Source organism: Methylobacterium sp. 1A (assembly GCF_058072805.1).
Window position 1 is genome coordinate 2,359,780 of the sequence record NZ_JBYQVE010000001.1, and the last position, 26,020, is coordinate 2,385,799.

At 70.7% G+C, this 26,020-nt stretch carries 28 protein-coding genes; 14 read left to right on the forward strand and 14 right to left on the reverse strand.

Annotated features, from left to right (window positions below):
- Positions 1-12: 12 nt before the first annotated feature.
- Genes ACX9MN_RS11495 through ACX9MN_RS11515 form a run of 5 tightly spaced genes read right to left on the reverse strand, consistent with a single transcriptional unit; the run spans position 13 to position 3,992 of the window.
- A complete protein-coding gene (locus ACX9MN_RS11495) occupies positions 13-603 on the reverse strand; it encodes a DUF447 domain-containing protein (protein WP_427508816.1) in 591 nt (196 codons plus the stop codon).
- A 4-nt stretch (positions 604-607) separates the two neighbouring features.
- Entirely contained in the window at positions 608-2,170 is a 1,563-nt protein-coding gene (locus ACX9MN_RS11500) for a DUF6513 domain-containing protein (RefSeq protein WP_489724455.1), read from the reverse strand.
- Entirely contained in the window at positions 2,167-2,742 is a 576-nt protein-coding gene (locus tag ACX9MN_RS11505; RefSeq protein ID WP_091926700.1) for an amino acid kinase family protein, read from the reverse strand. Before ACX9MN_RS11505 ends, ACX9MN_RS11500 begins: the two co-directional genes overlap by 4 nt.
- Complete coding sequence (locus tag ACX9MN_RS11510) at positions 2,739-3,440, reverse strand: (5-formylfuran-3-yl)methyl phosphate synthase (RefSeq protein ID WP_489724456.1); 702 nt, start codon at positions 3,438-3,440, stop codon at positions 2,739-2,741. Before ACX9MN_RS11510 ends, ACX9MN_RS11505 begins: the two co-directional genes overlap by 4 nt.
- Positions 3,441-3,467: 27 nt before the next feature.
- Positions 3,468-3,992: a DUF3280 domain-containing protein gene (locus ACX9MN_RS11515; protein WP_489724457.1), complete on the reverse strand. Its 525-nt coding sequence runs from the start codon at positions 3,990-3,992 to the stop codon at positions 3,468-3,470.
- A gap of 186 nt (positions 3,993-4,178) precedes the next feature.
- Between ACX9MN_RS11515 and ACX9MN_RS11520 the strand changes: the two genes are divergently transcribed.
- The 9 genes from ACX9MN_RS11520 to ACX9MN_RS11560 all read left to right on the forward strand — a co-directional run bounded on the left by ACX9MN_RS11520 (position 4,179) and on the right by ACX9MN_RS11560 (position 12,972).
- The gene (locus ACX9MN_RS11520) at positions 4,179-5,450 is read left to right on the forward strand and encodes an ABC transporter substrate-binding protein (protein ID WP_091676787.1); all 1,272 of its coding nucleotides are present in this window, start codon (positions 4,179-4,181) and stop codon (positions 5,448-5,450) included.
- A gap of 121 nt (positions 5,451-5,571) precedes the next feature.
- On the forward strand, positions 5,572-6,555 hold the full coding sequence (locus ACX9MN_RS11525; protein WP_020092085.1) for a YVTN family beta-propeller repeat protein: 984 nt from the start codon (positions 5,572-5,574) through the stop codon (positions 6,553-6,555).
- Positions 6,556-6,622: 67 nt separating this feature from the next.
- Entirely contained in the window at positions 6,623-7,057 is a 435-nt protein-coding gene (locus ACX9MN_RS11530; RefSeq protein WP_331290481.1) for a cupredoxin domain-containing protein, read from the forward strand.
- A complete protein-coding gene (locus ACX9MN_RS11535; RefSeq protein ID WP_091926749.1) occupies positions 7,057-7,299 on the forward strand; it encodes a hypothetical protein in 243 nt (80 codons plus the stop codon). Before ACX9MN_RS11530 ends, ACX9MN_RS11535 begins: the two co-directional genes overlap by 1 nt.
- The gene (locus ACX9MN_RS11540; RefSeq protein WP_091926704.1) at positions 7,296-8,045 is read left to right on the forward strand and encodes an ABC transporter ATP-binding protein; all 750 of its coding nucleotides are present in this window, start codon (positions 7,296-7,298) and stop codon (positions 8,043-8,045) included. Before ACX9MN_RS11535 ends, ACX9MN_RS11540 begins: the two co-directional genes overlap by 4 nt.
- Positions 8,042-8,935 carry an ABC transporter permease gene (locus tag ACX9MN_RS11545; protein ID WP_331299091.1) on the forward strand — a complete coding sequence of 298 codons (894 nt, stop codon included), beginning with the start codon at positions 8,042-8,044 and terminating at the stop codon, positions 8,933-8,935. The genes ACX9MN_RS11540 and ACX9MN_RS11545 overlap by 4 nt, the downstream gene beginning before the upstream one ends.
- Before the next feature lie 13 nt (positions 8,936-8,948).
- Positions 8,949-9,587: a hypothetical protein gene (locus ACX9MN_RS11550; RefSeq protein ID WP_132366673.1), complete on the forward strand. Its 639-nt coding sequence runs from the start codon at positions 8,949-8,951 to the stop codon at positions 9,585-9,587.
- A gap of 247 nt (positions 9,588-9,834) precedes the next feature.
- Complete coding sequence (locus ACX9MN_RS11555) at positions 9,835-12,405, forward strand: TonB-dependent receptor (protein ID WP_132366674.1); 2,571 nt, start codon at positions 9,835-9,837, stop codon at positions 12,403-12,405.
- A 213-nt stretch (positions 12,406-12,618) separates the two neighbouring features.
- Positions 12,619-12,972 carry a hypothetical protein gene (locus ACX9MN_RS11560; RefSeq protein WP_489724458.1) on the forward strand — a complete coding sequence of 118 codons (354 nt, stop codon included), beginning with the start codon at positions 12,619-12,621 and terminating at the stop codon, positions 12,970-12,972.
- A 41-nt stretch (positions 12,973-13,013) separates the two neighbouring features.
- On the opposite strand, the gene ACX9MN_RS11565 is transcribed toward ACX9MN_RS11560, so the two are convergent.
- From ACX9MN_RS11565 to ACX9MN_RS11580, 4 genes are all read right to left on the reverse strand, one after another.
- Positions 13,014-14,531 carry an undecaprenyl-phosphate glucose phosphotransferase gene (locus tag ACX9MN_RS11565; RefSeq protein WP_489724459.1) on the reverse strand — a complete coding sequence of 506 codons (1,518 nt, stop codon included), beginning with the start codon at positions 14,529-14,531 and terminating at the stop codon, positions 13,014-13,016.
- A gap of 144 nt (positions 14,532-14,675) precedes the next feature.
- Positions 14,676-15,875 (reverse strand): glycosyltransferase family 4 protein, encoded by a 1,200-nt coding sequence (locus ACX9MN_RS11570; RefSeq protein WP_091676765.1) that lies wholly within the window; start codon positions 15,873-15,875, stop codon positions 14,676-14,678.
- 141 nt (positions 15,876-16,016) lie between these two features.
- The gene (gene trhA, locus ACX9MN_RS11575) at positions 16,017-16,700 is read right to left on the reverse strand and encodes a PAQR family membrane homeostasis protein TrhA (RefSeq protein ID WP_482959260.1); all 684 of its coding nucleotides are present in this window, start codon (positions 16,698-16,700) and stop codon (positions 16,017-16,019) included.
- Positions 16,701-16,850: 150 nt separating this feature from the next.
- Positions 16,851-17,954, reverse strand: a complete 1,104-nt coding sequence (locus ACX9MN_RS11580; protein WP_091676762.1) for a COX15/CtaA family protein — start codon at positions 17,952-17,954, stop codon at positions 16,851-16,853.
- A gap of 210 nt (positions 17,955-18,164) precedes the next feature.
- Between ACX9MN_RS11580 and ACX9MN_RS11585 the strand changes: the two genes are divergently transcribed.
- Complete coding sequence (locus ACX9MN_RS11585) at positions 18,165-18,371, forward strand: DUF2842 domain-containing protein (RefSeq protein WP_012319661.1); 207 nt, start codon at positions 18,165-18,167, stop codon at positions 18,369-18,371.
- Between the two features lie 66 nt (positions 18,372-18,437).
- Positions 18,438-18,803 carry a hypothetical protein gene (locus tag ACX9MN_RS11590; protein WP_020092097.1) on the forward strand — a complete coding sequence of 122 codons (366 nt, stop codon included), beginning with the start codon at positions 18,438-18,440 and terminating at the stop codon, positions 18,801-18,803.
- A 24-nt stretch (positions 18,804-18,827) separates the two neighbouring features.
- Here ACX9MN_RS11590 and aat read toward each other — a convergent pair whose 3' ends face one another.
- The 4 genes from aat to ACX9MN_RS11610 form a co-directional block, all read right to left on the reverse strand.
- Positions 18,828-19,511: a leucyl/phenylalanyl-tRNA--protein transferase gene (gene aat, locus ACX9MN_RS11595; RefSeq protein ID WP_020092098.1), complete on the reverse strand. Its 684-nt coding sequence runs from the start codon at positions 19,509-19,511 to the stop codon at positions 18,828-18,830.
- Positions 19,512-19,590: 79 nt separating this feature from the next.
- Positions 19,591-20,943 carry an acetyl-CoA carboxylase biotin carboxylase subunit gene (gene accC / locus ACX9MN_RS11600; protein WP_091676759.1) on the reverse strand — a complete coding sequence of 451 codons (1,353 nt, stop codon included), beginning with the start codon at positions 20,941-20,943 and terminating at the stop codon, positions 19,591-19,593.
- 104 nt (positions 20,944-21,047) lie between these two features.
- Positions 21,048-21,524 carry an acetyl-CoA carboxylase biotin carboxyl carrier protein gene (gene accB / locus ACX9MN_RS11605; protein WP_489724460.1) on the reverse strand — a complete coding sequence of 159 codons (477 nt, stop codon included), beginning with the start codon at positions 21,522-21,524 and terminating at the stop codon, positions 21,048-21,050.
- Positions 21,525-21,680: 156 nt separating this feature from the next.
- Entirely contained in the window at positions 21,681-22,463 is a 783-nt protein-coding gene (locus ACX9MN_RS11610) for a DsbA family protein (RefSeq protein ID WP_020092101.1), read from the reverse strand.
- Between the two features lie 183 nt (positions 22,464-22,646).
- On the opposite strand from ACX9MN_RS11610, the gene ACX9MN_RS11615 reads away from it, so the two are divergent.
- Positions 22,647-23,801 (forward strand): pyridoxal phosphate-dependent aminotransferase, encoded by a 1,155-nt coding sequence (locus ACX9MN_RS11615; protein ID WP_100251268.1) that lies wholly within the window; start codon positions 22,647-22,649, stop codon positions 23,799-23,801.
- Between the two features lie 4 nt (positions 23,802-23,805).
- On the opposite strand, the gene gph is transcribed toward ACX9MN_RS11615, so the two are convergent.
- Positions 23,806-24,498 carry a phosphoglycolate phosphatase gene (gene gph, locus ACX9MN_RS11620; protein WP_091976445.1) on the reverse strand — a complete coding sequence of 231 codons (693 nt, stop codon included), beginning with the start codon at positions 24,496-24,498 and terminating at the stop codon, positions 23,806-23,808.
- Positions 24,499-24,670: 172 nt separating this feature from the next.
- Here gph and ACX9MN_RS11625 point away from each other — a divergent pair, with 172 nt between their 5' ends.
- Positions 24,671-25,135, forward strand: coding sequence for a hypothetical protein (locus tag ACX9MN_RS11625; protein ID WP_020092104.1), 465 nt, complete (start codon positions 24,671-24,673; stop codon positions 25,133-25,135).
- Between the two features lie 129 nt (positions 25,136-25,264).
- A complete protein-coding gene (rpiA, locus tag ACX9MN_RS11630; protein WP_489724461.1) occupies positions 25,265-25,978 on the forward strand; it encodes a ribose-5-phosphate isomerase RpiA in 714 nt (237 codons plus the stop codon).
- The last annotated feature ends 42 nt before the right edge of the window (positions 25,979-26,020 follow it).

Genomic DNA, 26,020 nt, shown 5'->3' on the forward strand with positions numbered 1-26,020 from the left:
CTCCTCCCGCCCTCAGCGGTCGTCGCGATCGAGGACGCGCGCCTCGGGGCCGAGGGCCGCCGCGACCTTGTCCTCGATCCAACCCCAGGCCTCGCGCTCGCGCGGTCCCGCGGTCTTGCCAATGGCGATGGCGAGGTAGGCCATCTCCGTCAACACCTTCTCGGGCTCCAGCATGTGGAGCCGGGTCGAAAGAATGGCGGCCTCGAGGACCGCCGCCTGCGCGCGGTTGAAGCCGATGAACGGCGCGTGCGCGGCGCTGTGGACCATCCGGCCGCGGAAGCGAGGCCGAGTCTCGTGGGCCTCGACGGAGGCGACCTCGAACTCCGCGTGGCCGAAACTGTCGGCGAGGCGGCGGCCCTCGATCGCCGCGCACGGCAGCGTCGGCCACTCGCGCCGGCCCGTCACCGCGCCGGCGATCACCCGGATGTCGCGCGGGCTCGAGGCCGCGAAGCAGGGATTGGCCTCTAGGTTGACGATCGTCGGCGATGGCCGGAACGGCGCGAGGACGTAGCCCTCATCCTCGCCGATCAGCCCGAACGGGACGAGGTGCAGCTCGCCCGCCGGGGACAAGGTGGTGACGATGGTCTCGAGGATCAGCGGCATGGCCTCACGCCTTGTCGGCGGGGACGAGGCGCCCGCAGACCAGCTTCGACGGCGGATCCTGCGGGCGCTCGGGCGCGACCGCGGCGCGCGCCGCGGCCTCCGGGACGGTCTCGGGCGGGCTCGCGCCGGCCTCGGGCCCGGCCAAGCGCGCGTCGCGGGTCCCGGGCGGGGGCGCGTCGGGTCCGGAATGGCGGGTGTGGCCGGCCTTCTTGAAGGCGGTGGCATCCTCGACGTCGGCGTCGGCCGCGCAGCCCCAGTCGAGGGCCTCGTCCTGAACGTAGCGCTTGCCGAGCCGCCACGCTGTCTCGGCCTTGGCGAGTTCGGCGCCGAGATAGAAGGCGTGGGCGCCGTCGCTCGCCACGTCGAGGTCGGGGAAGAAGGCCATCGCGTCGGTGCCGACCCTGTGGATGTCGCGGTTGTAGAGGTGGATCCCGTCCTCGGCGATCACGATCCGGTAATTCCGGTCGCGCACCTCGGCGGCGGCCTGGGCGATCTCGTCGGCGGTCTGCACGAACGGGCGCTTGTCGTGAAGGGCGAGGAGCGCCTGTCCGTAGCCCTTCGGCAGCGCCGAATCGGCCTTGGCCGCGTACATGACCCGCCGGGCAGCGTCGTGCTCCTCGACGGTTCGGCGGGTGTGGTTGGAGACCTGCACGATCAGCACGTTGCGGATTGACAGCTCCGAGCACATCCCGACGAGCAGCGCCGTGACGCCCAGGGAATCGGCCTCGGTCAGCTCGGTGAGGTTGCCGGTGCCCATCATCATGTCGATCTCGGGCCAGCGGGCGCGGGTGTCGCGGTAACGCGCGATCGAGTCGACGAAGCCGTGGTGGATCGGCTCGAGGATCGGGTCGGCCAGGAACGGCCGCCCCGCCTTGAGCATGCGCTCGATCGCGCGATCGAGGGAGGGCAGGTCGTCCGGCCGCATCGGCACGAGGATCGGCATCGCGTCGGTCTCGAAGGCGAGATCGAGGGTCTCCTCGTTCAGGCTCAGCAGGAAGTCGGCGCCGGCGCCGGCGCCCCGGACCAGTTCCTCGCGGGAGAAGGAATCGACGCTGACCCTCAGGCCGGCGCCCTTCAGGGCCCGCACGGAATCCTCGAGGTGCGGGAACGGGGTATCGGGCAGGCCGCCGAGATCGATGACGTCCGCGCCGCGCCCGGCGAGATCGAGCCCCTTGGCGAGGATCTGGTCGACGCTCATCTTCGACGCGTCCACGATCTCCGAGAAGATCCGGAGGTCGTGCCGGGACAGGTCGACCTTGCGGGCGGTCAGGCCGAGCCAGGCCGGCAGGTCGACCACCTCGTCGGGTCCGCGCTCCACCGGGACGCCGAAATGCGCCGCAAGGTGCTCGGGATCGGCCCGGCACCGGCCCGGCAGGACGATCCGCGTGGCGCCCTCGGGCAGCACGACCCGCCGGCGGATGATCTCCTCGGTCATCAGCGCCGCGACCTTCACGCCGGCATCCGCGATGCTCCAGTGGAGGGTCTGCGGAAGCCCCGCCGCGACCTTCTCGAGCCGCGCCCGGGCGAGGCGGCCGGTGACGAAGACGATGTGCTCGGCGGTGCTCACGCGGCGGCCCTCGTCTCTACCGCGACGCGGCGGTGCGGTCCCCAGACCTCGATCGTACCCCCGAAACATGCCGCGAAGCCCGGGAAGGCGGCGTCCACGATCCGGTCCCGCGCCAGCGCGGCGGGGTCGACGCGCGGCGGCGCATCAACGGATTTCACCAGGACGCAGCGCTCCGCCCCGACCCGCGCGGCGAGCCAGAGGGCGAGGCTGTCCGAGGTGACGTCCCAGGTCTCCGGGATGTCCGGGTGGCCGGCTCGGAGAGCGCGCGGGTTCCAGACCCGAATCCGCGCGGGCGCCGTCTCAGCCCAGGGCTCCAGGCTCTGCACGAGCCGCGGCTCGATCCCGCGGAAGATGCCGGCCGCGTCGCTCATGGCGTCGAGCGCCCGGCGATGGGCCTCGGCGTCGCCGAAGCGCTCCCGCGCCTGCGCGGCCCGGACGGCGTCCGCGAAGGCGCCGCCGCCCGGCACCACGATGCAGCGCCCGTGCGCGCCGTCGCCGATCGCCTCCAGCAGGGCGCGGCGGCGATGCGGATCCGCCTCGAGGCTGCCGCCGATCTTGATGACGCTCGTCACGCCGCGTCCTGCCGGCTCGGCCGCAGGGCGCGCAGGGCCTCGGCCACGCGCAGGGGATCGATGCCGTTGCGGCGGTCGAAGTCCCGGCACAGGCCGCCGCGGAAGCCGAGGTAATCCGGCCGGTGTGCGCAGAGGCCGGGGATGTCGATGACCCGCAGCGACCCGGCGAGGCCGCTCATCAGGCCGTGAGCCCGGCAGGCGGCGGTGAAGGCCGAGAGATCGGAGGGCGCGGCGAGGTCGGGCAGGCGGGCGCCGGTCTTGCCGGCAGTGTCGATCATGGCGCCGGCGAAGCCGGCGGCCGCCAGGGCGGGCACGTGCGGGGCCGCCGGCCCGTCCTCGGCGAACAGCACGGCGATCAGCCGGCCCGGCGCGGCCGCGACGCGATCGGCCAGCGCCGCCGCGTCCCGGATCTCGGCAGGACGTAGACCGATCTTCACCCAGTCGACCCCGGTCCGGGCCAGGGCGGCGACGGATCCGGCCGCCGGATCGGCCACCGCGCTCGTCGCGGCACCGCCGGACACGCGGGCGACGATCTCCCGCACGACGTCCTCGTCCAGGGCGCCGAGCGCCCCGCGCTCCGGGTCCTTGGCGTCGATCAGGTCGGCGCCGGCGAGGCGGGCTGCCTCGGCCTCGGCCGGATCGCGAACGCTGACGAGGAGCCGGGGCAGGGGGTCTTGCTGGATGGTGGACGCGGGCACGAAACACTCGGACTTGAACGGGCCGTCTCAGGACTTCCCGGGCAGCGGCTCGGCGAGCAGGCGGTTCTTCACCACCCAACGCATCGCGTGCGCCCAGGTATCGTCGGTGTCGGCCCGGATCGTCACCTGCCCGCCGCGCACCACCTTGCCGGTATCGGCTTCGGCGATTGCGACGCTCAGGTTGAAGATCTGGCCGGACCCCTTCTCCACATAACCGGTCACGACGAGGTCCGCACCCAGGCTCTTGGCGATGTCGGCCGCGCAGCCGTTGCATTTGTAGAGCGGCCCCTCCTTGGCCACGACGTCGGCCTTGGGCGCGGTATCGACGATCTCCAGACCGGCCTTGTCGCGCAGGGCGTTGCGCAACTCGTCGGTGACGAGGGAGAGCTTCCGGGCGTCCACCGGCCGCGTCCGGGATCCGTAGGCGGCACCGGGATCGAACAGCTCGACCGGGAAGACGGCGGCCTTCTCGGCGGCGCCGGCCGCACCGGGCAGGGCGGTCCATAGGACGACGCCGCAGGCGAGCGCGGCGCGGAGAGACGTGTGGCGCATCGGCGGGAGCTTCCTCTCGAGGCGTGCGACCGCCCGAGGCGGCGGCATCGTTCCCGCCATAGGTCGGGCGAAGGGACAATTTGGCAATGTACTTCCGCGCCCGCCTATCCCACGACGGTAACGTGAACGTCGGGACGAGACGCCGCGGTTGAGCGGCCTGAGCGGAAGCTGATAGAGGCCGCGCGCATGCACCATCCTGCACCCGACACGGCCCTCCGGCACAAGACGCGCCCGTCCTGGCTGCGCGCGGCCGCCGTCGCGCTCGCCATCGCCCCGGCGGCGGCGCGGGCCGAGGACCCGGCGCCGGCCGCGGCGGCGCAGCCGGCCCAGGCCGCCGCTCCGCAGGCGCTCGAGACCCATGTCGGCCTGATCTACCGGCCGCAGCCTGCCCCGTCCTCGTACGATGCCGAGGCGGCGCCGGAGGACGAGGGCCTGGCCGGTGCCAAGATGGGCATCGCCGACAACAACACCACCGGCCGCTTCACCAAGCAGACCTACGTCCTCGACGAGGTCGCCCTGACCGACGACAAGCCGGACGCCGTGGCGGCGGCCAAGGAGCTGATCGGCAAGGGCGTGCGCTACCTGGTCCTGGCGCTCCCCGCCGACGCGGTTCTGGCCGTGGCCGACGCCGTCAAGGACACGGGCGCGGTCGTGCTCAACGCGGGGGCGTCCGACGATCGTCTGCGCGGCGCCGAGTGCCGCGCCAACGTGTTCCACATCCTGCCGTCGCGGGCGATGCTCACCGACGCCCTGGCGCAGTACCTGACCGTGATGCGCTGGCGGAAGCTCTTCCTGATCGTCGGCCCGACCGACGCCGACAAGGCCTACGCCGACGCGATGCGCAACTCGGCGCGGAAGTTCGCGCTGAAGATCACCGCCGAGAAGCCCTGGACCTTCGGCCCCCTCGCCAAGGCGCGCGGCGACACGCCGACCCGCGCCGAGGCGATGGTCTTCACCCGGGGCCTCGACTACGACATGGCCATCGTGGCCGACGAGGAGGGCGACTGGGGCGACTACGTGCCCTACCGCACGGTCGATCCGCGCCCCGTCGGCGGCACGCAGGCGCTGACGCCGACGACCTGGTCCCCCGTGCTGGAGACCTGGGGCGCCGCGCAGGCCCAGAACCGGTTCCGGCGGCTCGCCTCCCGGCTGATGCGCCCGCTGGACTATCAGGTCTGGGCCGCGGTGCGGACGGTGGGCGAGGCCGTGACGGCCAAGAAGACCAACGACCCGGCCGTGATCGCCCCGTACCTCGTCGAGCCCGCCTTCACGCTGCCGGCCTACAAGGGCGTGCCGCTGAGCTTCCGGCCCTGGGACCACCAGCTCCGGCAGGCGATCATCGTGGTACAGCCGAAGGCGCTGGTCTCCGTCGCGCCGGAGCAGGGTTTCCTGCACCAGCGCACGCCCCTCGACACGCTGGGCGTCGACCTCCCCGAGACCACCTGCAAGTTCAAGTGAACCCGCGGCCTGCGGCGATGGCGAGCGGCCAAGGCCCTCGCAACGCGCGGAAATCGCACTACAAACGTCCCCCGAGAACGTCCGCCCAGGGCGCCGGGCCGTCGCAAGGGAAGGAAACCGTATGAGCCGCCGCGTCGAGGCATGTCTGAGTGGGGTCGCCCTCGGTGCGTGGTTCGCCCTGTGCGGGCCGGCCGCCGCCTTCACCGCCTACGTGACGAACGAGAAGGGCAACTCGGTCAGCGTCATCGACACCAACACGATGGCGGTGACGGCGACGTGGAAGGTCGGGCGGCGCCCGCGCGGTGTGACCGTCTCCAAGGATGGCAAGGAGCTGTTCGTCTGCGCGAGCGACGACGACCGGATCGACGTGCTCGACACCAGTTCCGGAAAGGTGGTGCGCTCGCTGCGCTCCGGGCCGGATCCGGAGCAGTTCATCCTCGACGCCTCCGGGAACCCGCTCTACGTGGCCAACGAGGACGACAGCCAGGTCACGATCATCGACATCGAGAAGAACAAGGTGCTCGCCGAGGTACCGGTGGGCGTCGAGCCGGAGGGGATGGGCCTGTCGCCGGACGGGAAGATCCTTGTCAACACCTCCGAGACGACCAACATGGCCCACTTCATCGATACGAAGACATTCCAGGTCATCGACAACGTGCTGGTCGACGCCCGGCCGCGCTTCGCCGAGTTCACCGCCGACGGCAAGTTCCTGTGGGTCTCCGCGGAGGTCGGCGGCACGGTGAGCGTGATCGACGTCGCCCAGCGCCGCGTGATCAGGAAGATCACCTTCAAGATCCCGGGCGTGAATGACGAGGCGATCCAGCCGGTGGGCATCCGGATCACCAAGGACGGGTCTAAGGCCTTCGTGGCCCTCGGGCCGGCGAACCGCGTCGCCGTGATCGACGCCAAGACCTACGCGGTCGAGAAGTATCTGCCGGTCGGCCAGCGGGTCTGGCAGCTGGCCTTCACGCCTGACCAGAAGCAGCTCTTCACCACGAACGGCACCTCCAACGACGTCTCGGTGATCGACGTGGCCGCCGAGAAGGTGGTGAAGAGCATCCCGGTCGGGCTCTTGCCCTGGGGCGTGGCGATCTCGCCGAACTGATCCGCGCGACCTCCGGGCGCCGAGCGAGGACGGCCGCGCGCGACGCGGCCCTAGGGTGGAACACGACATGACACGCATGTTTCGAACGGCGGCCCTCGGCCTAGCAGGGCTGCTCGCCGCGGCACCGGCCAGTGCCCTCGACCTGACCAAGAAGCGGGAGAACCTGCCCGACCTCGTCCTGGGCGACGATCAGGGCAACGACTTCGTGGTCGAGAACAAGGACATCACGCTGGAATCCGGCAAGGCCTACCGGCTACGGATCGTCGCCAAGGGGCACCAGGAATACAAATTCTACGCGCCGGAGTTCTTCCGCTACATCTGGTTCAACCAGATCGTGATCGAGCACAAGGAGATCCACGGCGGCGGCCCACCCGATCACCTGGAGTTCGACGATCCCGGCGAGATCGCCATCGAGTTCGTCGCGATCAAGCCCGGCACCTACACGTGGTCGGTGCACGGCCTGGAGTCCAAGGGCATGACCGGCACGCTGACGGTGAAGTGATGCGCATCCTCCTCCTCTCCGCCTGCCTCCTCGCCGCCGGCCCGGCCCTCGCGGCCGACGACGCCGCGTCCTGCGCCGAGGGCATCACGATGATCCGCGACGCCCTCGCCCTGAACCCGCCCGAGACGGCGGTGCCGAAGCTCAAGAAGGCCCTGCGGGTGGCCGAGCGGGAGCAGAAGGAGGGCGAGTTCGACGAGTGCCTCGACGCCGTCTCCGACGCCCGGAAGGTCCTGGGCCGATGAGCGCGACCGAGCCGGCGGCCCTCCTGATCGAGCATGTCGGCCATAAGTTCGGCGCCCGCGCCGCGCTGGACGACGTCTCGATCACGGTGGAGCGTGGCCACTTCGCCGCGCTGCTGGGGCCGAACGGCGCCGGCAAGACGACGCTGTTCTCGGTTATCACCCGGCTCTACAACAACCAGACCGGGCGGGTCTCGATCTTCGGCCACGCCCTGGATCGCGAGCCGTCCCGGGCGCTGGCGCGGCTCGGCGTCGTGTTCCAGGCCCGCACCCTCGACACCGATCTCACCGTCGAGCAGAATCTCCTCTACCACGCGAGCCTGCACGGCATCGCCCGCGGCGCCGCCAAGGTCCGTGTGGGCGAGCTGCTCGACCGCGTCGGACTCGCGGACCGCCGCCACGACAAGGTGCGCACGCTCTCGGGCGGCCAGTCGCGCCGGATCGAGATCGCCCGCTCGCTGATCCACCGCCCGGACCTGCTGCTCCTCGACGAGCCCACCGTCGGCCTCGACCTCGAGTCGCGGGCCGACATCGTGGCGATCGTCCGCGCCCTGGTGCGGGAGGAGGGCTTGTCGGTGCTCTGGGCGACCCACATCTTCGAGGAGATCGCGGACGACGACGACGCCGTGGTGCTGCACCGGGGCCGGATCGTCGCCCGGGGCCGGGCCGGCGGGATCGGCAGGCCCGGCGAGGCGCTCGCCGACGCGTTCCGCCGCCTGGTCGCCGAGCCGGGGAGGGCGGCGGCATGACGAACCCGACACCGCTCGCCACCCGGATCGGCACCGCCCCGCCGCGCGGCCAAGCCGCGCGGATCGGCCGCCTCGACGCGGTCGGCTACCTGATCTGCCTCGGCGGCATCGTCCGCCGCGAGTTGCTGCGCTTCTTCAATCAGAAGGAGCGGTTCTTCTCGGCGCTGGTCCGGCCGCTGGTCTGGCTGTTCATCTTCGCCGCCGGCTTCCGCAACACGCTCGGCGTGTCCATCGAGCCGCCCTACCAGACCTACGTGCTCTACGAGGTCTACGTGGTGCCGGGCCTCGCCGTGATGATCCAGCTGTTCAACGGCATGCAATCGTCGCTGTCCATGGTCTACGACCGCGAGGTCGGCTCGATGAAGGTGCTGCTCACCTCGCCCTATCCGCGGTGGCTGCTCCTGCTCGCCAAGCTGATCGCCGGCGTCGCCGTGTCGATCGTGCAGGCCTACGCGTTCCTGGCCGTGGCGTATTTCTGGGAGAGCGACATCCCGTGGCTGGGCTACCTCGCGGCGCTGCCGGCCTTCCTGGCCACGGGGCTGATGCTGGGAGCGATCGGGCTGTTCCTGTCCTCGCTGGTCCGCCAGCTCGAGAACTTCGCCAGCGTGATGAACTTCGTGATCTTCCCGATGTTCTTCGCCTCGTCGGCCCTCTACCCCCTGTGGCGGATCCGGGAATCCTCCGAGACTCTCTACTGGATCTGCGAGCTGAACCCGTTCAGCCACGCCGTCCAGCTCGTCCGCTACGCCCTCTACCTCCAGTTCGAGCCGGTCGCCTGCGCCGTGGTGGTGGGCGTGGGGCTCGCTTTCTTCGGCATGGCGGTGGTCGCCTACGACCCCGGCCGCGGCATCATGGCCCGGCGCGGCGGCCCGGCCGGCGACAACACCTGATGGAGTCCGCCCGATGAACGTCCTCCTGACCCGCATCGTCGGCCCGGCGCTCGGGCTCGCGATCCTCTCCGGTCCAGCCCTGGCGCAGCCGAAACAGGATCCGGATTGGCCCTGCGTCCAGCGCAAGGTTGCCACACTCAGTCCCGGCCAGTTCTGGACCGGCCCCGACGTGGAGGCCGCCGGCGACTGGGGCAGCGACAACGACGCCGCCGTCCTGGCGCAGAAGATCGCGTCGCGCCGCACCGACCTCTCGCAGGTCGGCCCGCTTCTCGACACGTTCGCGGAGAAGTTCGGCTCCGACAAGGACGCGAAGGACAAGGCCCTGACCCGCGTCTACGCCGGCGTGTTCGAGGTGCTGAACGGCGAGCGCAACAAGGTGGTCGGCGGCATCGCGCGCTACGCGCAGGGCCAGCGCCGTATGGCCGAGCGGATCCGCGACGAGGCCGACAAGATCAGTCAGGTGAAGGACGCGCCGAGCGCCTCCGACGCCACGGAACTCCCGAAGGACCAGTCCGAGCTGGAGACGAAGTTCGCCTGGGATCGCCGGATCTTTCAGGAGCGGAGCCAGTCGCTGACTTATGTCTGCGAGGTTCCGCAGCTGCTCGAGCAGCGGCTCGGCGAGATCGCGCGCCTGATTCAGGCGCGGCTCTGACCCCGCGCCAGCGATCATTGCCAAACTATCCCGGGCAGATTGCCGAAATATCCTTAAGTGCCTGAAATCTTTACCGAAACTGTTGCTGTTTAACCACGTGGCGGCGGCTTCGGTCGGCGCGGCCCGGAAATGAGGCCGAAACGCGTCTCACGTGTTCTTGAACCAATTGTGCGCGTTCCCGGCACCCGCCAAGAAAGACCCAAGCTCGGCAGTCACGAGCACGTGTTTGGGTTTGAGGGGGTTGGGGATGTCACTTCGGGCGCTTCGGAGCAGCCTGGTCGCGTCGGCGTCGGTTCTCGCCGGGACTGTCGTTCCGGCGGCGGTGCAGGCTCAGCAATCGGTGACGCTCGGCGAGATCAGCGTCGTCTCGACGTCGCCGGTCGGGTCCGGCGGCGGAAATTCGAGCCAGGCGCAGATCTTCAACGGTCCCGGACCGGTGCCGCCGGCCGGCTCCCTGGGACCGAGCACCGGCGTACGGCTGCGCGGCTCCGAGCAGCCGCTCTACAAGATCCCCAGCACCGTCGAATCGGTCACGGCGAGCGATATCACGATCGATCGCGCCAGCGACAACCTGACCACGACGCTGGCCCGCCGCACGCCCGGCATCAACGTCTCGGACTCGCAGGGCAACAACAACCGCGTCGACATCACCTACCGCGGCTTCACGGCCTCGCCCGTGCAGGGCGTGCCGCAGGGCCTCGCCGTCTACCAGAACGGCGTGCGCATCAACGAGGCCTTCGGCGACATCGTCAACTTCGACCTGATCCCGCCGCAGGCGATCCAGCGCATCGACGTGGTCACCGGCAACCCGGTCTTCGGCCTCAACGCGCTCGGCGGCGCGGTCAACATCCAGATGAAGAACGGCTTCACCTGGCAGGGCACCGAGATCTCGGCCTGGGGCGGCTCGGACGCGCGCACCGCCGGCTACCTCGAGTACGGCAAGGTCTCCGGCCCGTGGAGCGTCTACTTCACCGGCGACGGCCTGAACGACCGCGGCTGGCGCTACGAGAGCCCGAGCACGATCGGCCGCCTCTACGGTGACATCGGCTACCGCTCGCAGGATGCGGAGTTCCACCTGATCGGGCTCGCCGCCCGCAGCTTCTTCGGCGCGGCCGCGGCCACGCCGGTGGACTTCACTCACCGCGACCCGCGGGCGATCTTCACCTTCCCGCAGACCACCACCACCGAGGTCGGCACGCTCCAGCTGACCGGCCGGGTCGACATCTCGCCGACCTGGGATCTCGCCGGCAACGCCTATTTCCGCCGCTTCAGCCAGACCTACGTCGACGGCAACGACGGCAACTTCGAGAACTGCAGCACGCGCTCCAGCTTCCGCGGCAACCTCTGCTTCGAGGATGACGGGTTCAGCCCGGCGGCCGGACAGTCGCAGCTCGCCTTCCGCAACCAGTTCCTGATCCTGGGCCAGCAGAACCAGCGCATCCCGTTCCGGGCGGGCATCCCGTACGGCACGCTGGACACGACCCGGACGGAAGCTACAGGCTTCGGCGGCTCGCTCCAGGCCGCCAACCGCGACCGGATCTTCGGCCTGTCCAACACCTTCGTGGTCGGCGGCAGCATCGACGCGGCCAATTACGGCTTCAAGTCGTCCAGCACGCTCGGCGTCATCAACCCGGATCTGTCGATCACAACCAACCCGAGCAACCCGTTCTACGGCAACGTCCCGGGCCTCGGCACACCGCAGCTGCGGACCGCCGGCGCGCTCGGCATCGCGCCGAGCTCGGTCAACGGCTCCAACCTCTACATGGGCCTCTACACCCTCGACACGCTCGACGTGACCGACCGGCTGTCGCTGACCGCCGGCGCGCGGCTCAACTTCGCGCGCATCCAGAGCGAGGATCTGACCGGCTTCTCGCCGGACGTGACCGGCACGCACTACTTCAACAAGATCAACCCGGTCGCCGGCCTCACCTACCGGTTCTTCGACGCGCTGAACCTCTACGGCAGCTACTCGGAATCGAACCGCGCCCCGACCCCGCTGGAGCTGGCCTGCGCCAACCCGGACCGGCCGTGCCTGCTGCCGAACTCGCTGGTGGCCGACCCGCCGCTCAAGCAGGTCACCGGGCGGACCTACGAGGTCGGCTTCCGCGGCCAGCTGCCGAACACCTATGACGGCGGCATCATCACCTACAAGATCGGCGCCTTCCGCACCGATCTCGCCAACGACATCCTGTCGCTGGCCACCCCCGGCAACACCGCCCGCGCCTACTTCGTCAACGTGCCGTCGACGCAGCGGCAGGGCATCGAGGTCGGCGGCGAGTACACGGCCGATTACCTGCGGGTCTACGCCAACTACGCGCTGGTCGACGCGACCTTCCAGTTCAACGGCACCCTGTCGTCGCCCAACAACCCGCTCGCGGATGACGGCGCGATCCAGGTCCGCAAGGGCAACGTCGTGCCGCTGGTGCCGACCCACCAGATCAAGGCCGGGTTCGACTACTTCGTCACGCCCAACTGGCAGTTCGGCCTCTACCTCCAGGCCTTCTCGTCGTCCTACTTCCGCGGCGACGAGTCGAACCTGAACCGTAAGCTGCCGCCCTACTACGTTCTGAACTTCCAGACGAAGTATCAGGTGACGAAGAATCTCGAGGTCTTCGGCCTCATCACCAACCTGACCAACAACCGCTACACCACGTTCGGCACCTACGCCGAGCCGGGCGCGGTGGCGGGCAACCTGCGGATCAGCGATCCGCGGACCACGACCCTGGCGCAGCCCTTCTCGGTCTACGCCGGCATCCGCTACGCCTTCGGCGCCGATCCGGTGCCGATGTCGCCGGAGCCGATCATCCGGAAGTACTGATCCGTCAGCGGCGTCGAGAGGCGGGCGCCTCCCGCGGCCAGAAGGCCGCGCGGGGCGCCCGTCGCGTTTCCGCGCTACCGCATGCGGCCTCCTGTCTCGGGAACGGGCCCGTTCGCCCGGCGTCTCCCCGGTAGCCGCACCGGCGCATCACCGTCCGCTCATGCATGAGGGGTCGGCGCCGGCCGCATCCCGACACCGTGGAGCCTCGTCTCGATGATCATCCGTTTCGCCGTCGCAGCCCTGGCCCTGGCGGCCGCCACGCCGGCCCAGGCGACCCCGTGCGCCGACGAGGTCGACACGCTGCAGCGGCGGCTCGACAGTGCCGGCGCCGCCTCGGTGACCGGAACGACCCCGCCCGGCGGCACCACGTCCTCCAACTCGCCCAAGGCGCTCGACACGCCGCCAGCGCTCACCAAATCGGACGCCGCCGTGAAGCCCACCGCCTCGGGCGTGGAGGAGGCCAAGAAGCTGGTCGCCCAGGCGCGCCAGCAGGACAAGGCCGGCGACGCCCAAGGCTGCCGCGACACGATCCTGAAGGCCAAGGAGAAGGCCGGCGCGCTGCCGTAGCGGGCTTCCGCCCGGCACCGCTCCGGTGCCGGCCCTTTCTCTCAGTAGGCGTTCTCGGTCTTGAACAGCGCGAACGGCGTGGTCAGCAGGATCTGCAGGTCGAGCAGCACCGACCAATTCTCAATGTAGTAGAGGTCGTGCTCGACGCGCCGCTGCAGCTTCTCTGAGGTGTCGGTCTCGCCGCGCCAGCCGTTGACCTGCGCCCATCCGGTGATGCCGGGCTTGACCTTGTGGCGCGCGAAGTAGCCGTCGACCACTTGGTCGTAGAGCGTGTTGGCGGCTTTGGCCTGCAGCGCGTGCGGGCGCGGGCCGACCAGCGACAGGTCGCCCTTGAGCACGTTGAACAGCTGCGGAAGCTCGTCGAGCGAGGTCTTCCGGATGAAGCGCCCGACCGGCGTGACCCGGGGATCGCCCCGTGTCACCATCTTGGCCGCGCCGGCATCGCACTGATCCACGTACATCGAGCGGAACTTGTAGACCTCGATCAGCTCGTTGTTGAACCCGTGGCGCTTCTGCCGGAACAGCACCGGCCCGCGCGATGTCAGCCGGACCGCGAGGGCGATGACCAGCATGAGCGGCGACAGCGCCAGCAGCATCATCAGGCCGACGCAGCGGTCGAACAGCGCCTTCACCACGACGTCCCAGTCGGCGATCGGACGGTCGAACACGTCCAGCACCGGGACGGAGCCCAGATACGAGTAGCTGCGCGGGCGCAGGCGCAGCTTTGCGGCGTGCGCCGAGAGACGGATGTCGATCGGCAGGACCCAGAGCTTGGCGAGCATCTGGAGGATCCGGGCCTCCGCGGTGATCGGGATCGTGAAGACGATCAGGTCGAGCCGGGCGTGACGCGCGTAGGCGACGAGGTCGTCGACGTTGCCGAGCTTGGGGTGCCCCGCCACCACGTCCGAAGAGCGATCGGCGTTGCGGTCGTCGAACACCCCGACGATGCGGATGCCGCTCTCGCTCTGCGTCTCCAGGGCGGCGATCAGGTCCTCCGCGGGCTGCCCGCCGCCCACGATCGCGGTGCGCCGGTCGAACCGTCCTGCCCGGGTCTGGGCATCGATGATGCGGAACAGGACGAAGCGGCCGACCAGCAGCATCGCGAGGCCGGTGCCGAAGAAGGTCGCGAGCCAGAGGCGCGAGTAGTGGTCGGCGACCTTGGCCAACACGAGGCCGGCGGCGACCATCAGGAACGTCATCGACCACGCAGCGATCAGCCGGACGGCGGTCTTGAAGAAGCTCCGGAAGGCGGCGACCCGGTAGCCGCCGGACGCCTGGATCAGCGTCACGGTGATCACCGCGATCATGCCGATCGCGCCCGCGTAGGTCAGCCCGAACGGGACGCGGCCGCGGAGCATCAGCACGTGCAGCAATGCGCCCAAGCCGAAAATGAGCGCGCATTCCAGCCCGCGCACCAGACCGGCCACCACGACGGGCGAGATCGCCGTCGGGCAGGGGACGGCGGTCTCGGCGAGGGGCACGCTGCCCGCGGCCGGGGTCGAGGACGCCTCCATCGGGACGGCGGCCTCGAGAAGATCGCGAATGTCGAACGCGCTCATCGATCGGCTCCCCCCGAGCCTTGCGGTCGCTGCCTCGGCGAAACCCTGGCACGGGGCGTTGTGGGAACATTTAAGAGCGCGGGCGCCGCCGCCTTTTCCACCGCGGCGCACAGGCCTCCGTTCCTCTTGCTGCTGGTCTCGTCGTCAGGCGGTCCGAGCCCCGGCGATCGCGCGCGGTGCGGGATCGCGGCGCTCCGCGCGGGCCTCGAAGGCCGCGGCGTAGCCGGAGATCACCTCGCTGCCCATGCGTTCCAGGGAGAAGCGCTGCCGGATCGAGGCGCTCAGACTCTGCGTCCGCTCGGCCAGGGCCTCCGGCGCGGCGTCGAGGACCCGTCGGATCCCCTCCACGAGCGCCGCCGGGTCGCGCGACGGCACGAGGTCGCGCGCGGCCGCGCCGAAGATCTCCGGGATTCCGCCGACCCGAGTGGCGACCAGGGGCTGCGCCGCCGCGGCAGCTTCCAGCACGACGTAGGGCAGCGACTCCGCGAGCGACGGGACGACGAGGATCCGCCCGCGTGCGAGCACGGAGCGGATCGCCTGCGGCGGCTCGAACGCCACCGCGTCGGCGAGGCCGAGCCGCGCAACGGTGTCGCGAAGGATCTCGGCATCCGGTCCCGACCCGACGAGGAGCAGGCGCAGCGCCCGGCCCTCGGCCCGCAGCCGGACAAGGGCCTCGAGCAGGTAGGGCAGGCCCTTGGCCTCCCGCAGCTCGCCGACATAGAGCAGGTCGAAGGGCTCGGCGACGCGGTCCAGCGGCGCGAACTCGGCCTCGGCGATGCCGTTGTGCACGATCCGCGTCACGCGCTCGGGACCGCCGACGAAGCTCCGATGGCGGCCGGCGACGTACTCGCTCTCGAACAGGAACGCGTCGGTGCGGCGGGCGAGCACCGCCTCGGCACCCATGTAGAGGCGGTGCAGCGGGCTGCCCGGCCGGTAATTGTAGCTGCCGCCGTGCGGCGTGTAGGCGCGGATCGCCGGACCCGCCGCGGCGAGCCGGGCATAGGCCCCGCCCTTGGCGCCGTGTCCGTGCAGGACCTCCGCGCCGACCTCCGCGGCCCTCTGCGCCACGGCCCGGAGGCAGGACCAGTCCGACGGATGCGGATTGCGGCGCATCGGCAGCCGGACAAGGCCGAGGTCCAGGCAGGGCACCAGGTCCGCCAGGGCGCCCGCAGCGCGGTCGCCGCCGGTGCTGGAATCACAGACGAGACCAACATGGTGCCCCGCGGCCGCCTGAAGGCGAGCGAGATCCATCACGTGCCGGAACAAGCCGCCCACCGGCGCGCGGAACACGTGCAGGATCCGGTAACGCTGAGCGATGCCAGAGTCGTTCGTCTTCGGGACCACGGTCCAGCTCCCGGGAATATCAGTCCCTAGGTTGTGGTGCACCCGTGGTCGCAGGAAACTTAAAGCAGGTCGCCGCGTCTCGACCTTTCCATCAGGACGGTAACCGGAATTTTACGCGCACGATCGCAATCGATCCCAACGCTACGTCATCGGCGAGCCGTTCAGGCTGGCCCAAATCGTCCCGTAGTGGCAGGCCGTGGCGGCGAGGACGAAGCCGTGCCAGATCGCGTTCTGGAAGGGCAGGGTCCGCCAGATGTGGAACACGACGCCGATCGAATAGAGCGCTCCGCCCATTCCCAAGAGCCACAGGGCGGTGGGCTGAAGCGCCGCGATCACTGATTCGTAGGCGAACAACCCGCTCCAGCCGAGCAACAGGTAGAGCCCGATCGAGAGGCGGTCGAACCGGCCCGGCAGAAACAGCTTCACGGCGATCCCGATGAGGGCCACGACCCAGATCATCGCCAGGAGCGCGTACGCCCGCGGGCCCGACCCGACGAGGGCCACCAGCGGCGTGTAGGTCCCGGCGATCATCAGGTAGATCAGCGCGTGATCGGCGCGGCGCAGGAGCCATTTGCGCGGGCTCACAGGGTAGAGATTGTAGACGGCCGAGACGCCGAGCATCATGACGAGGGCCGTGGCGTACACGACAACGGCCGCACGCTCGCCGAACCCGAGATGCGCCGTGACCGCGGTCGCCACCAGGGCCACGGCACCGGCGAGGCCGAACACCACGCCGAGACCATGGATCACGCCATCCGCCATGATCTCCCGCGGCGTGTAGTGCCAGGTCAGGGAGAGCGGTCGACCATCCTCCGCGAGAGACATCTTGAAGCCTCCTGCCACGCGTGCAGCTTAAAGCTTGAGAAGTCTTAGTCGTTCCATGTGCAGATTGCTGATGGGGAGTTATCCCAAGGTTCCACTGGAAGCGGTAAAAGTCTCGTGCGGCGCAGCAAGGTCGCTGCACCGCACGAGAGCCTAGATGCGGCCGGCGGCGAGCCCCTCGAAGCCCAGCGGCGGCTCGGCGGCTGCGGGCTCGACCAGGCCGGATCCCCGGCCGAGGCGGGCATGGACGGTGGCCATCGTGAGCACCGCCATGGCGAGCACCTGATGCGCGAGCGCCGCCCAGAGCGGCACGGCGAGGAGCAGCGTCGCGATCCCAAGCGCCATCTGGGCGAGGACGAGGATGACGACCCCCGTGGCCCGCCCAGCCGCGCTCTTCGGGCCGGTGAGCCGGGCGTCGACGGCGTGCAGCACCGCCACGACGAAGACGAGGTAGGCCGTCACTCGGTGGTCGAACTGAACCAAGGCGTGGTTGTCGATAAAATTCTCGATCCACGGCCGGATCGCGAACAGGCTGTCCAGCGGCGGGACGAGATGGCCGTCCATGGTCGGCCATGTGTTGTAGACGAGGCCGGCATGCGAGCCGGCAACGAGGCCACCGAGGAAGATCTGCACTAGGACGAGGATCGGCAGCAGCAGGGCGGTCGCCCGCAGGCGCGCCGGGGCCGGCGCCAGGACGCCGGGGCGCTGGCCCGCGGCCAGCCAGACCAGCCCGGCCAGGATCAGGCTCGCGGTGGTGAGGTGCAGGGCGAGCTTGAGCGGCGCCACGGCCGTCATGCCGGGCTGGAGGCCCGAGGCGACCATGATCCAGCCGATGGCGCCCTGGAGGCCGCCGAGCGCGCCGAGACCGAGCAGGCCGAGGCCGAGCCGCCGGCTGATCCGGCCCTGCCACCAGAACACGATCAGCGGCAGGAAGAACACGAGGCCGATCACGCGGCCGAGCAGGCGATGGCCCCATTCCCAGCCATACAGCACCTTGAAGGCCGACAACCCCATCCCCTGGTTGAGGATGTTGTATTGCGGCGTGTCCCTGTACTTGGCGAACTCGGCCGCCCAGTCGGCCTCGGTGAGCGGCGGGATCGCGCCCGTGACGGGGCGCCACTCGGTGATCGACAGGCCGGACCCGGTCAGCCGCGTCGCGCCGCCGACCGCCACCATGGCGACCACCAGGGCCGCGACCACGTAGAGCCAGGCTCGCACCGCCCCCGACCGCCGGTCGCCCGCGCCGCTCATGTCCATGCACGTCCCTTCCGCGGAGACCGGGATGCTCCCCGCGGTGTCGGGGTTAGGGGATGTCCGGTCGCCCATCAACGGCGCCGGCGCCGCAGCCCGCGTCAGCGGGCGCGTTGCCAACCGGGTTCTAGGACGGTAGCCGTCGCCCGTCCGAGCCCGCGGCGCCGCCCGCGGGACCAGGAGTACTGTTCGAAGACACGGTCCAGGAACACAGCAATGCGCCGCCGCACCCGGACCCTGATCGGCACCCTCGCCATCTTGGTCTTCGTCTGCCTCTACGGGCCGCTGGCGATGACCCTGGCCGATAGCCGCATCTCGGAGACGCCGGCGGCGGTGCAGGCGGTGATCTACTCGATCCTCGGCATCGCGTGGATCTTCCCACTGATGCCGCTGATCCGGTGGATGGAGCGGCCCGATCGCTAAGGCCGACCCTCGATTTTGCCGCACTCGGGGATCACAAGCCTGCCGTCGCCGCTCGAGACCCCCTCCGTGCACCGCCCGACTCTCTGCCTCAAGCCGCTGGCCGCTCTCGTCGTGCTGCTCGCGCCCCTGCCGGCCCTGGCGCAGGGGACACCGCGCTCCATCGGTGAATGCGAGCGTCTCAAGAACGACCTCGCCTACAACCAGTGTCTCGCGATGTTCGGACCGGCGGCCAAGAACGTCGCCGGGGGCTACGCCTCGGCCGATACGGCGGTCGCCATGGCGGCGACGCCCGCGGCGGCCATGGCCGAGCCGATCCCGCAGGTGGAGGAGACGGTCGAGGCCAGCACCAGCCGGCGTCGACGCTACCGGTCCGTGCGCGGCCGTCAATACGCCTCGTTCTCGACCGGCTACCGCCACCGGCGTCGGCGCTAGCGGCCACCGGCCCGCGTCACTGCACTAACGGCGATCCGGAGCTTCGAGCGCCTCGAGGACCCGCGTACCCGGAACCGAACCGTCGCCGGGCCAGACGTTCCAGTCGGCGACCTGATCGAGAGCCTCGGCGAGGCGGCGCTTGTAGACGTGGCGCGGCACTTCCTCGGCACCGAACTGCGACAGGTGGTCGGTGACGAACTGGGTATCGGCGAGCCGGTAGCGCCCGGCGCGCAGGCGGGCCATCAGGTGGACGAGGGCGACCTTCGAGGCGTCGCGGACCTCGTGGAACATGCTCTCGCCGAAGAAGGCCGCCCCCAGCGAGACGCCGTACAGGCCGCCGACGAGCCGGCCGTCCGCGCCCGCGTAGACCTCGACCGTGTGGACGTGGCCGATGTCGAACAGGGCGCCGTAGAGCTCGCGGATCCGCCCGTTGATCCAGGTGCGCTCGCTGTCCCGCCGGGGCGCAGCGCAGCCGTCGATCACCCCGTCGAAATCGGTGTCGCAGCGGACCACGAACTGGTCGGACCGCACCGTCCGGGCGAGGCGCCGGGGAACGCGGAACGTGTCGAGGGGCAGAACGCCGCGCGCCTTGGGTTCGACCCAGTAGAGCGTAGGATCGTCGGCATCCTCCGCCATCGGGAAGATGCCCGCCGCGTAGGCCTTCAGCAGGATCTCAGGGGTGATGTCCACGCGGGCGGTGTCGTGCATGCCGTGAATGTCGCGCGCGGACGGCGCGAAGACCAGATCCCGCGCGCGCCGCGCTCGCCGCAGCCCCGCCCAGGTCCGGTCAGGCTTTCATGCCGCCGTCTTCCAGGAAATGCTCCAGCCAGTGAATGTCGTAAAGGCCGTTCTGCACGTCCGGGTTGCGGACCAGCGTCCGGAACAGCGGCAGCGTCGTGTCGATCCCGTCGATGACGAACTCGTCCAGGGCGCGCCGCAGGCGCATGAGGCACTCGTTGCGGGTCCGGCCGTGGACGATCAGCTTGCCGATCAGCGAATCGTAGTTCGGCGGGATCCGATAGCCCTGGAACGCGGCCGAATCGACGCGGACGCCGAGGCCGCCGGGCGTGTGGTAGTGGGTGATCTCGCCGGGCGAGGGCCGGAAGGTCTCCGGGTGCTCGGCGTTGATCCGGCACTCGATGGCGTGGCCCTCGACCTTGATGTCCGCCTGGCTCACCGACAGCGGGCCGCCCGAGGCGACCTGGATCTGCTCGATCACGAGGTCGATCCCGGTGATCATCTCGGTCACCGGATGCTCGACCTGGATGCGGGTGTTCATCTCGATGAAGTAGAACCGCCCGTCCTCGTAGAGGAACTCGATCGTCCCGGCGCCGAGATAGCCGAGCTCCTTCATGGCGTTGGCGCAGATGCCGCCGATCTCGGCGCGCATCGACTCGTTGAGGGCCGGCGAACCGCCTTCCTCCCAGACCTTCTGGTGTCGGCGCTGGAGGGAGCAGTCGCGCTCGGCAAGGTGCACGGCGCCGCCGCGGCCGTCGCCGAGCACCTGCACCTCGATGTGCCGGGGCTTCTCCAGATATTTCTCGAGATAGACCGCGTCGTCGCCGAAGGCGGCCTTGGCCTCGGACTTGGCCATGCCGATCGCCTGCTCCAGCTCGGCCTCGGAGCGCGCCACCTTCATACCACGGCCGCCGCCGCCGGCCGCCGCCTTGACGAGCACGGGGTAGCCGATCCCGGCAGCTACGCGCTTGGCCGTGTCGATGTCGTCGACGCCACCCTCGGAGCCCGGCACGCAGGGGATGCCGAGCTTCAGCGCCGTGCGCTTGGCCTCGATCTTGTCGCCCATGGTGCGGATGTGCTGCGCCTTGGGTCCGATGAAGCCGATCTGGTGATGGGCCAGAACCTCGGCGAAGCGGGCATTCTCCGACAGGAAACCGTAGCCGGGATGCACGGCATCGGCCCCGGTGATCTCGCAGGCCGCGATGATCGACGGGATGTTGAGGTAGCTGTCGCGGGCGGCCGGCGGCCCGATGCAGACGCTCTCGTCGGCGAGGCGCACGTGCATCGCGTCGGCGTCGGCGGTGGAGTGGACCGCCACGGTAGCGATCCCAAGCTCCTTCGCCGCCCGCAGGATGCGCAGGGCGATCTCGCCGCGGTTCGCGATCAGGATCTTGTCGAACATCGGACCCGTTAGAGCGTCCTGGCGATCCCGGACCGCGCAGGATGCTCTATCCTCTCGTGTTGCGGCGTCGTTCGGGACTGGGCGGCGGGCGCCCGGCGGACGTCCTAGGTGATGACGAGCAGGGCCTCGCCGAACTCGACCGGCTGACCGTCCTCGACGAAGATGGCGCTGATCGTGCCGGCGCGGGGCGCCACGATCTCGTTGAAGGTCTTCATCGCCTCGATCAGCAGCAGCTTGTCGCCGACCGCGACCGTCGAGCCGACATCCACGAAGGCCTTGGCGTCGGGCGAGGGGCGGAGGTAGGCGGTCCCGACCATCGGCGAGGGCACGGTGCCGGGCTGCGCGCGGGCCGGCTCGGCCGGGGCGAGGGGAGACGACGCGGCGGGCGCGGACACCGGAGGCGGGGCGACGGCCGCGAGCGGCGCGGGCGCCGCGACCTGCACGCTCGCGGGCTCGAGCCGCCGCGCCACGCGGATGCGCAGGTCGCCCTTCTCGACCTCGATCTCGGACAGGCCGGTCTCGGTCACGAGGTTGGCGAGCTCGCGCACGAGCTCGGGATCGATGGCGTCGTTCTTTGGCATCCGGCCTACTTCGTCTCGCGGCACGTCGGTGCGTCCATCCGGGCTCGGCCCTGGACCCCACCGCGGCCCTGCGGCTGGCGGCTCTTAGACGAAGGCGCCCCGGCGCGACAAGGCTGCGCGGACCGCCTTCGGGGTTCCTCGGCCCGATCCGTCAGCTCAGCAGGAGGCGTGGCCGCACTGGCGCACGTCGGCGATGGTCTTGCGCATCGGCTCAACGCCGACGGCGCCCGGGATCACCTCGTCGCCGATGATGAAAGCCGGCGTGCCCGACAGGCCCAGGCGGTCGCCGAGGCCGCGGTTCTCGCTGAGCGCGGCCTTCACCTCGGGGGAGGCCATGTCCTTCTGCAGCTTGGCCGTGTCGACGCCCATGTCCTTGGCGACCTGGATCGCGCGGGCGCCGTTCACCCGGCCCTTGGTCTCCAGAAGCTTCTGATGAAACTCGAACAGCTTGTCGCCCTTCAGCTGCTGGCGCACCGCGACGGCGACTTGGCTGGCCTCCAGCGATTCCGGGCCGAGGACCGGGAAGTCCTTGATGACCACCCGAAGCTTCGGGTCGGATTTGATCAGCGCCTGGATGTCGCCCAGGGCCTTGCGGCAGTAGCCGCAATTGTAATCGAAGAACTCGACCAGCGTGACGTCGCCCGACGGGTTGCCGGCAACGACGTCGTGGGGACCGTTGTGGAGAGCCTCGCGCGACTCCTTGAGGGCAGCGGCCTGGGCCAGGCGCTGCGTCTCGGCCTGCTGCTTCTCGGCCTCGGCGAGGGCCTCCTGGAGCACCTCGGGATGCTTGATCAGGTAGTCCTTGACGATCGCCTCGATGCCGGCGCGCTGCGCGTCGGTGAACGGCGCGGCGGGGGGCGTCGCGGTCTGCGCGAGGGCCGGGACGGCGACGAGGCCGAGCGCCAGGACCAGCGCGGGCAGGGGGCGGATGAAGGGCATAGATCCTCGCTTGCGCGGCGGGGCGGCCCGCGCGTGGCGCGAGCGGTAGGGGCTGGGTTAGGCGTTTTCGCGGCGTCCGGTCAATTCCCGCGGTGAGGGCGGCGTGCGCCGCCGGCTTGAGGCGGGAAGGGGGAGCGTCTAACCCCCGGAGGCTCCAGCGTCGTCCGGCTCAGAGCAGACCCCATGATCCCGATCTCCCGGCGCGCCGCCGCCGTCCAGCCGTTCCTCGCGATGGATGTCATGGCCGCCGCCGCCGCCAAGGCGCGGGCCGGCAGCGACGTGGTGCGGATGGAGGTCGGCCAGCCGTCGGCGCCGGCGCCCCGGGCGGTCATCGCGGCCGCGCAGGGGGCGCTCGCGACCGGCCGCGTGCCCTACACCGAGGCCCTGGGCCTGCCGTCCCTGCGCGCCCGCATCGCCCGGGACTACGCGGAGCGGCACGGCGTCGCGGTGAGCCCGGAGCGCGTGGTGATCACCACCGGATCCTCGGCCGGCTTCATCCTCGCCTTCATGAGCCTGTTCGACTCCGGCGCCCGCGTCGCCGTCCCGCAGCCCGGCTATCCCGCCTATCGCAGCATCCTGGCCGCCCTCGACCTCGTGCCGGCGCCGATGGTGCTGCGCGCCGATGACCGCTTCGCGCCGACCGCCGCCCTGCTGCGCGAGACCCACGCCCGCGCGCCAGTCTCTGGGGCACTGGTGATGAGCCCGGCGAACCCCTCCGGCACAGTCATCACGGAGGGCGCCCTGCAGGATCTCTGCGCGGCGGCGCGCGGCCTCGGCCTGCCGCTGATCTCCGACGAGATCTATCACGGCCTCAGCTACGGCGAGCCCACCGTCACGGCCCTGCGTTTCGACCCCGACGCGGTCGTGATCAACTCGTTCTCGAAGTACCACTGCATGACCGGCTGGCGCGTCGGCTGGATGGTCGTGCCGGAGGCGCTGGTCCGCCCGATCGAGCGGCTGGCCCAGAACCTCTACATCTCCGCGCCGTACCTGTCGCAGGTCGGCGCCCTGGCAGCCTTCGACGCGACGGACGAACTCGACGCCGTTCGCGACGGCTACGCACGCAACCGCGCGATCCTCCTGGACGCGCTGCCGGCCCTCGGCCTCGGCCGCGTCCACCCGGCCGACGGCGCCTTCTACCTCTACGCGGACGTCTCGAACCTCACCAACGACGCTTCGGACTTCTGCCGGCGCATGCTCGACGAGGCGCACGTCGCGGCGACGCCGGGCCTCGATTTCGATCCGGACGTGGGCAACCACCACGTCCGCTTCTCCTTCGCGGGCTCGGAGACCGAGTGCCGCGAGGCGGCGCGGCGCCTGAAGGCGTGGCTGCGCTGACAGGTCAGGCCGCCGGCACGAGCGCGCCGACCGCCTCGACCAGCTCCGAGAAGTGCTCGATCACCCGGTCGGGCCCGAGCTCGGCGACCGGGCGGTCGGTGTAGCCGAAGGTGACCGCCACCACCGGGATCCCGGCGGCCTTGGCGGTGTCGATGTCGGTGCGGGAATCGCCCACCATCACCGCGCGGGCCGGATCGCCGTCGGCGCGGGCGATGGTGCCGGTCAGGTGGCGGGGGTCGGGCTTCGACTGCGGGAAGGTGTCCCGACCGCAGATCGCCGCGAAGCGGTGGCCGATGCCGAGGAGGCGCAGCAGCTCGACCGACTGCCCCTCGTACTTGTTGGTGCAGACCGCGAGCCGGAAACCCGCCGCCTCGAGGGCGTCGAGCGCCTCGACAACGCCCGGGAAGAGGTGGGACGTGTCGGCGAGGTGCGCCCCGTAATGGGCAATGAAGGCGTCGAACAGCCGGTCGTGGTCCTCCGGCGAGAGTGGCCGGCCCTCGGCCTCGAAACCCCGCCGGATCAGCGCCCGGGCGCCGGCGCCGATCAGCCCGCGCGCCTGCGAGAGGGGCAGCTCGGCCAATCCCTCGCGCTTCATCAGCACGTTGAGGGTGCCGATAAGGTCGCCCGCGGTCTCAGCGAGCGTCCCGTCCAGGTCGAAAACGGCGATCGGGGGCTTGCGCGTCGATTCGGTAGACATGCCTGGGCGGTTCCGTGCTCGGCGGGATCTCGAACGGCGTCGCTATCGGGGCCGGGCACCCGGGGCAAGCCGACCGGCGCAGCACGGCGTATGCGCGGATCGTCTCACCGGGCGCCCCAGACTCGCCCGAAAGCGCAGCGAAACGCAGCGCGTACCAGCCCCGGGACCCGCGATGAAACTCTTCCTGCCCCTCCTGGCCGCCTGCGCCGCGCTGCAAGCCCTGCCGGCGGCGGCGACCTCCTTCGAGTTCGTGCCCGCCCCGCAGACCGACCTGAACCGGATGTACCGGGTCGACAAGGTGACCGGCGAGGTGACTTCCTGCCAGTACGGCCTCCAGGAATCGGCGGGCGGCATCGGCCAGACGGTCTGCTTCGGATCGGGAGAGGGCGCCGGGCCGCAGACCCCGTCCGAATACGGGCTGGTGGCGAGCCGGCATACCCGCGAGGCCGGCGTCTTCCGGGTGAACTACCGCACCGGCGAGATGAGCATCTGTTTCGTGCTGGTGAAGAAGGAGCAGGTCGTCTGCACCCAGCAGGGCAAGCCGGGCGCCGAGGGCGCGTCCGACGCGCCGCTGACCGGTCCGGCCCCGGGTCGCGCGGGCGCCAGCGCCACCCCGACACAGGGCGGCCGTCCGTGACGCGGCCGTGCGGGCGGGGCGTTCCGGTCGGCCCGGTCCCGTGCTAGGGGCCGCCCGACGCCCACGGAAAGACCGGCTGCCCATGACCCGCGCTCCCTCGCTCCCCCTCGCCGACCGGGCCGTGTCCCGGTGAGTGGGCCGGACCTGAGGCGGGCCGCTGCCGCCCGCGCCCTCGACCTCGTCGAACCGGGCATGCGGCTCGGCCTCGGCACGGGCTCCACGGCGGCGGCCTTCGTGGCGCTCCTCGGCGAGCGCGTCCGCGCCGGCCTCGACATCGTCGGCGTCCCGACCTCCGAGGCCACGCGCGCGCAGGCCGAGGGCCTGGGCATCCGCCTCGCGACCCTGGACGAGCAGCCCGAGCTCGACCTGACCATCGACGGCGCCGACGAGGTCGACGACCGGCTGCGCCTGATCAAGGGCGGCGGCGCGGCACTCCTGCGCGAGAAGATCGTCGCCTGCGCGAGCCATCGCATGGTGGTGATCGCCGACGCGGCCAAGCACGTGGCGCGGCTGGGCGCCTTCCCGCTCCCGATCGAGGTCAATCCCTTCGGCCTCAAGGCCACGCACCGGGCCGTCGAGGCCGCAATCGCCGGGACCGGCTGCTCCGGCGAGGTCCGGCTGCGCGCCCTGACGGATGGCAAGCCCCTGGTCACCGACGGAGGCCATTACATCCTCGACGCGCGCCTCGGAGCGATTCCTGATCCGGAGGCCCTCGGCGCCGCCCTCTGGGCCGTGCCGGGCGTCGTCGAGCACGGTCTGTTCCTCGGCATCGCCGACGCCGCGATCCTGACGGCGGCGCGGGACGGGCAGGCCGAGGTCACCGTTCTCGGCAGCCTCACCTGAGGCGCCGCCCTCCATCGCCGGCCATCCTCGCAAGAAAGTCCA

Excerpts from the sequence above, each read along its gene's own strand:
- ACX9MN_RS11580 (WP_091676762.1), bottom strand. The coding sequence starts at position 17,954 with ATGGACATGAGCGGCGCGGGCGACCGGCGGTCGGGGGCGGTGCGAGCC.
- ACX9MN_RS11585 (WP_012319661.1), top strand. The coding sequence starts at position 18,165 with ATGCGCCGCCGCACCCGGACCCTGATCGGCACCCTCGCCATCTTGGTC.
- ACX9MN_RS11535 (WP_091926749.1), top strand. The coding sequence starts at position 7,057 with ATGCGCATCCTCCTCCTCTCCGCCTGCCTCCTCGCCGCCGGCCCGGCC.
- ACX9MN_RS11530 (WP_331290481.1), top strand. The coding sequence starts at position 6,623 with ATGACACGCATGTTTCGAACGGCGGCCCTCGGCCTAGCAGGGCTGCTC.
- ACX9MN_RS11525 (WP_020092085.1), top strand. The coding sequence starts at position 5,572 with ATGAGCCGCCGCGTCGAGGCATGTCTGAGTGGGGTCGCCCTCGGTGCG.
- accB (WP_489724460.1), bottom strand. The coding sequence starts at position 21,524 with ATGCCAAAGAACGACGCCATCGATCCCGAGCTCGTGCGCGAGCTCGCC.
- accC (WP_091676759.1), bottom strand. The coding sequence starts at position 20,943 with ATGTTCGACAAGATCCTGATCGCGAACCGCGGCGAGATCGCCCTGCGC.
- ACX9MN_RS11540 (WP_091926704.1), top strand. The coding sequence starts at position 7,296 with ATGAGCGCGACCGAGCCGGCGGCCCTCCTGATCGAGCATGTCGGCCAT.
- ACX9MN_RS11545 (WP_331299091.1), top strand. The coding sequence starts at position 8,042 with ATGACGAACCCGACACCGCTCGCCACCCGGATCGGCACCGCCCCGCCG.
- ACX9MN_RS11565 (WP_489724459.1), bottom strand. The coding sequence starts at position 14,531 with ATGAGCGCGTTCGACATTCGCGATCTTCTCGAGGCCGCCGTCCCGATG.
- ACX9MN_RS11550 (WP_132366673.1), top strand. The coding sequence starts at position 8,949 with ATGAACGTCCTCCTGACCCGCATCGTCGGCCCGGCGCTCGGGCTCGCG.
- ACX9MN_RS11610 (WP_020092101.1), bottom strand. The coding sequence starts at position 22,463 with ATGCCCTTCATCCGCCCCCTGCCCGCGCTGGTCCTGGCGCTCGGCCTC.
- ACX9MN_RS11560 (WP_489724458.1), top strand. The coding sequence starts at position 12,619 with ATGATCATCCGTTTCGCCGTCGCAGCCCTGGCCCTGGCGGCCGCCACG.
- ACX9MN_RS11555 (WP_132366674.1), top strand. The coding sequence starts at position 9,835 with ATGTCACTTCGGGCGCTTCGGAGCAGCCTGGTCGCGTCGGCGTCGGTT.
- ACX9MN_RS11520 (WP_091676787.1), top strand. The coding sequence starts at position 4,179 with ATGCACCATCCTGCACCCGACACGGCCCTCCGGCACAAGACGCGCCCG.
- ACX9MN_RS11495 (WP_427508816.1), bottom strand. The coding sequence starts at position 603 with ATGCCGCTGATCCTCGAGACCATCGTCACCACCTTGTCCCCGGCGGGC.
- ACX9MN_RS11515 (WP_489724457.1), bottom strand. The coding sequence starts at position 3,992 with ATGCGCCACACGTCTCTCCGCGCCGCGCTCGCCTGCGGCGTCGTCCTA.
- ACX9MN_RS11615 (WP_100251268.1), top strand. The coding sequence starts at position 22,647 with ATGATCCCGATCTCCCGGCGCGCCGCCGCCGTCCAGCCGTTCCTCGCG.
- gph (WP_091976445.1), bottom strand. The coding sequence starts at position 24,498 with ATGTCTACCGAATCGACGCGCAAGCCCCCGATCGCCGTTTTCGACCTG.
- trhA (WP_482959260.1), bottom strand. The coding sequence starts at position 16,700 with ATGTCTCTCGCGGAGGATGGTCGACCGCTCTCCCTGACCTGGCACTAC.
- ACX9MN_RS11625 (WP_020092104.1), top strand. The coding sequence starts at position 24,671 with ATGAAACTCTTCCTGCCCCTCCTGGCCGCCTGCGCCGCGCTGCAAGCC.
- aat (WP_020092098.1), bottom strand. The coding sequence starts at position 19,511 with ATGCACGACACCGCCCGCGTGGACATCACCCCTGAGATCCTGCTGAAG.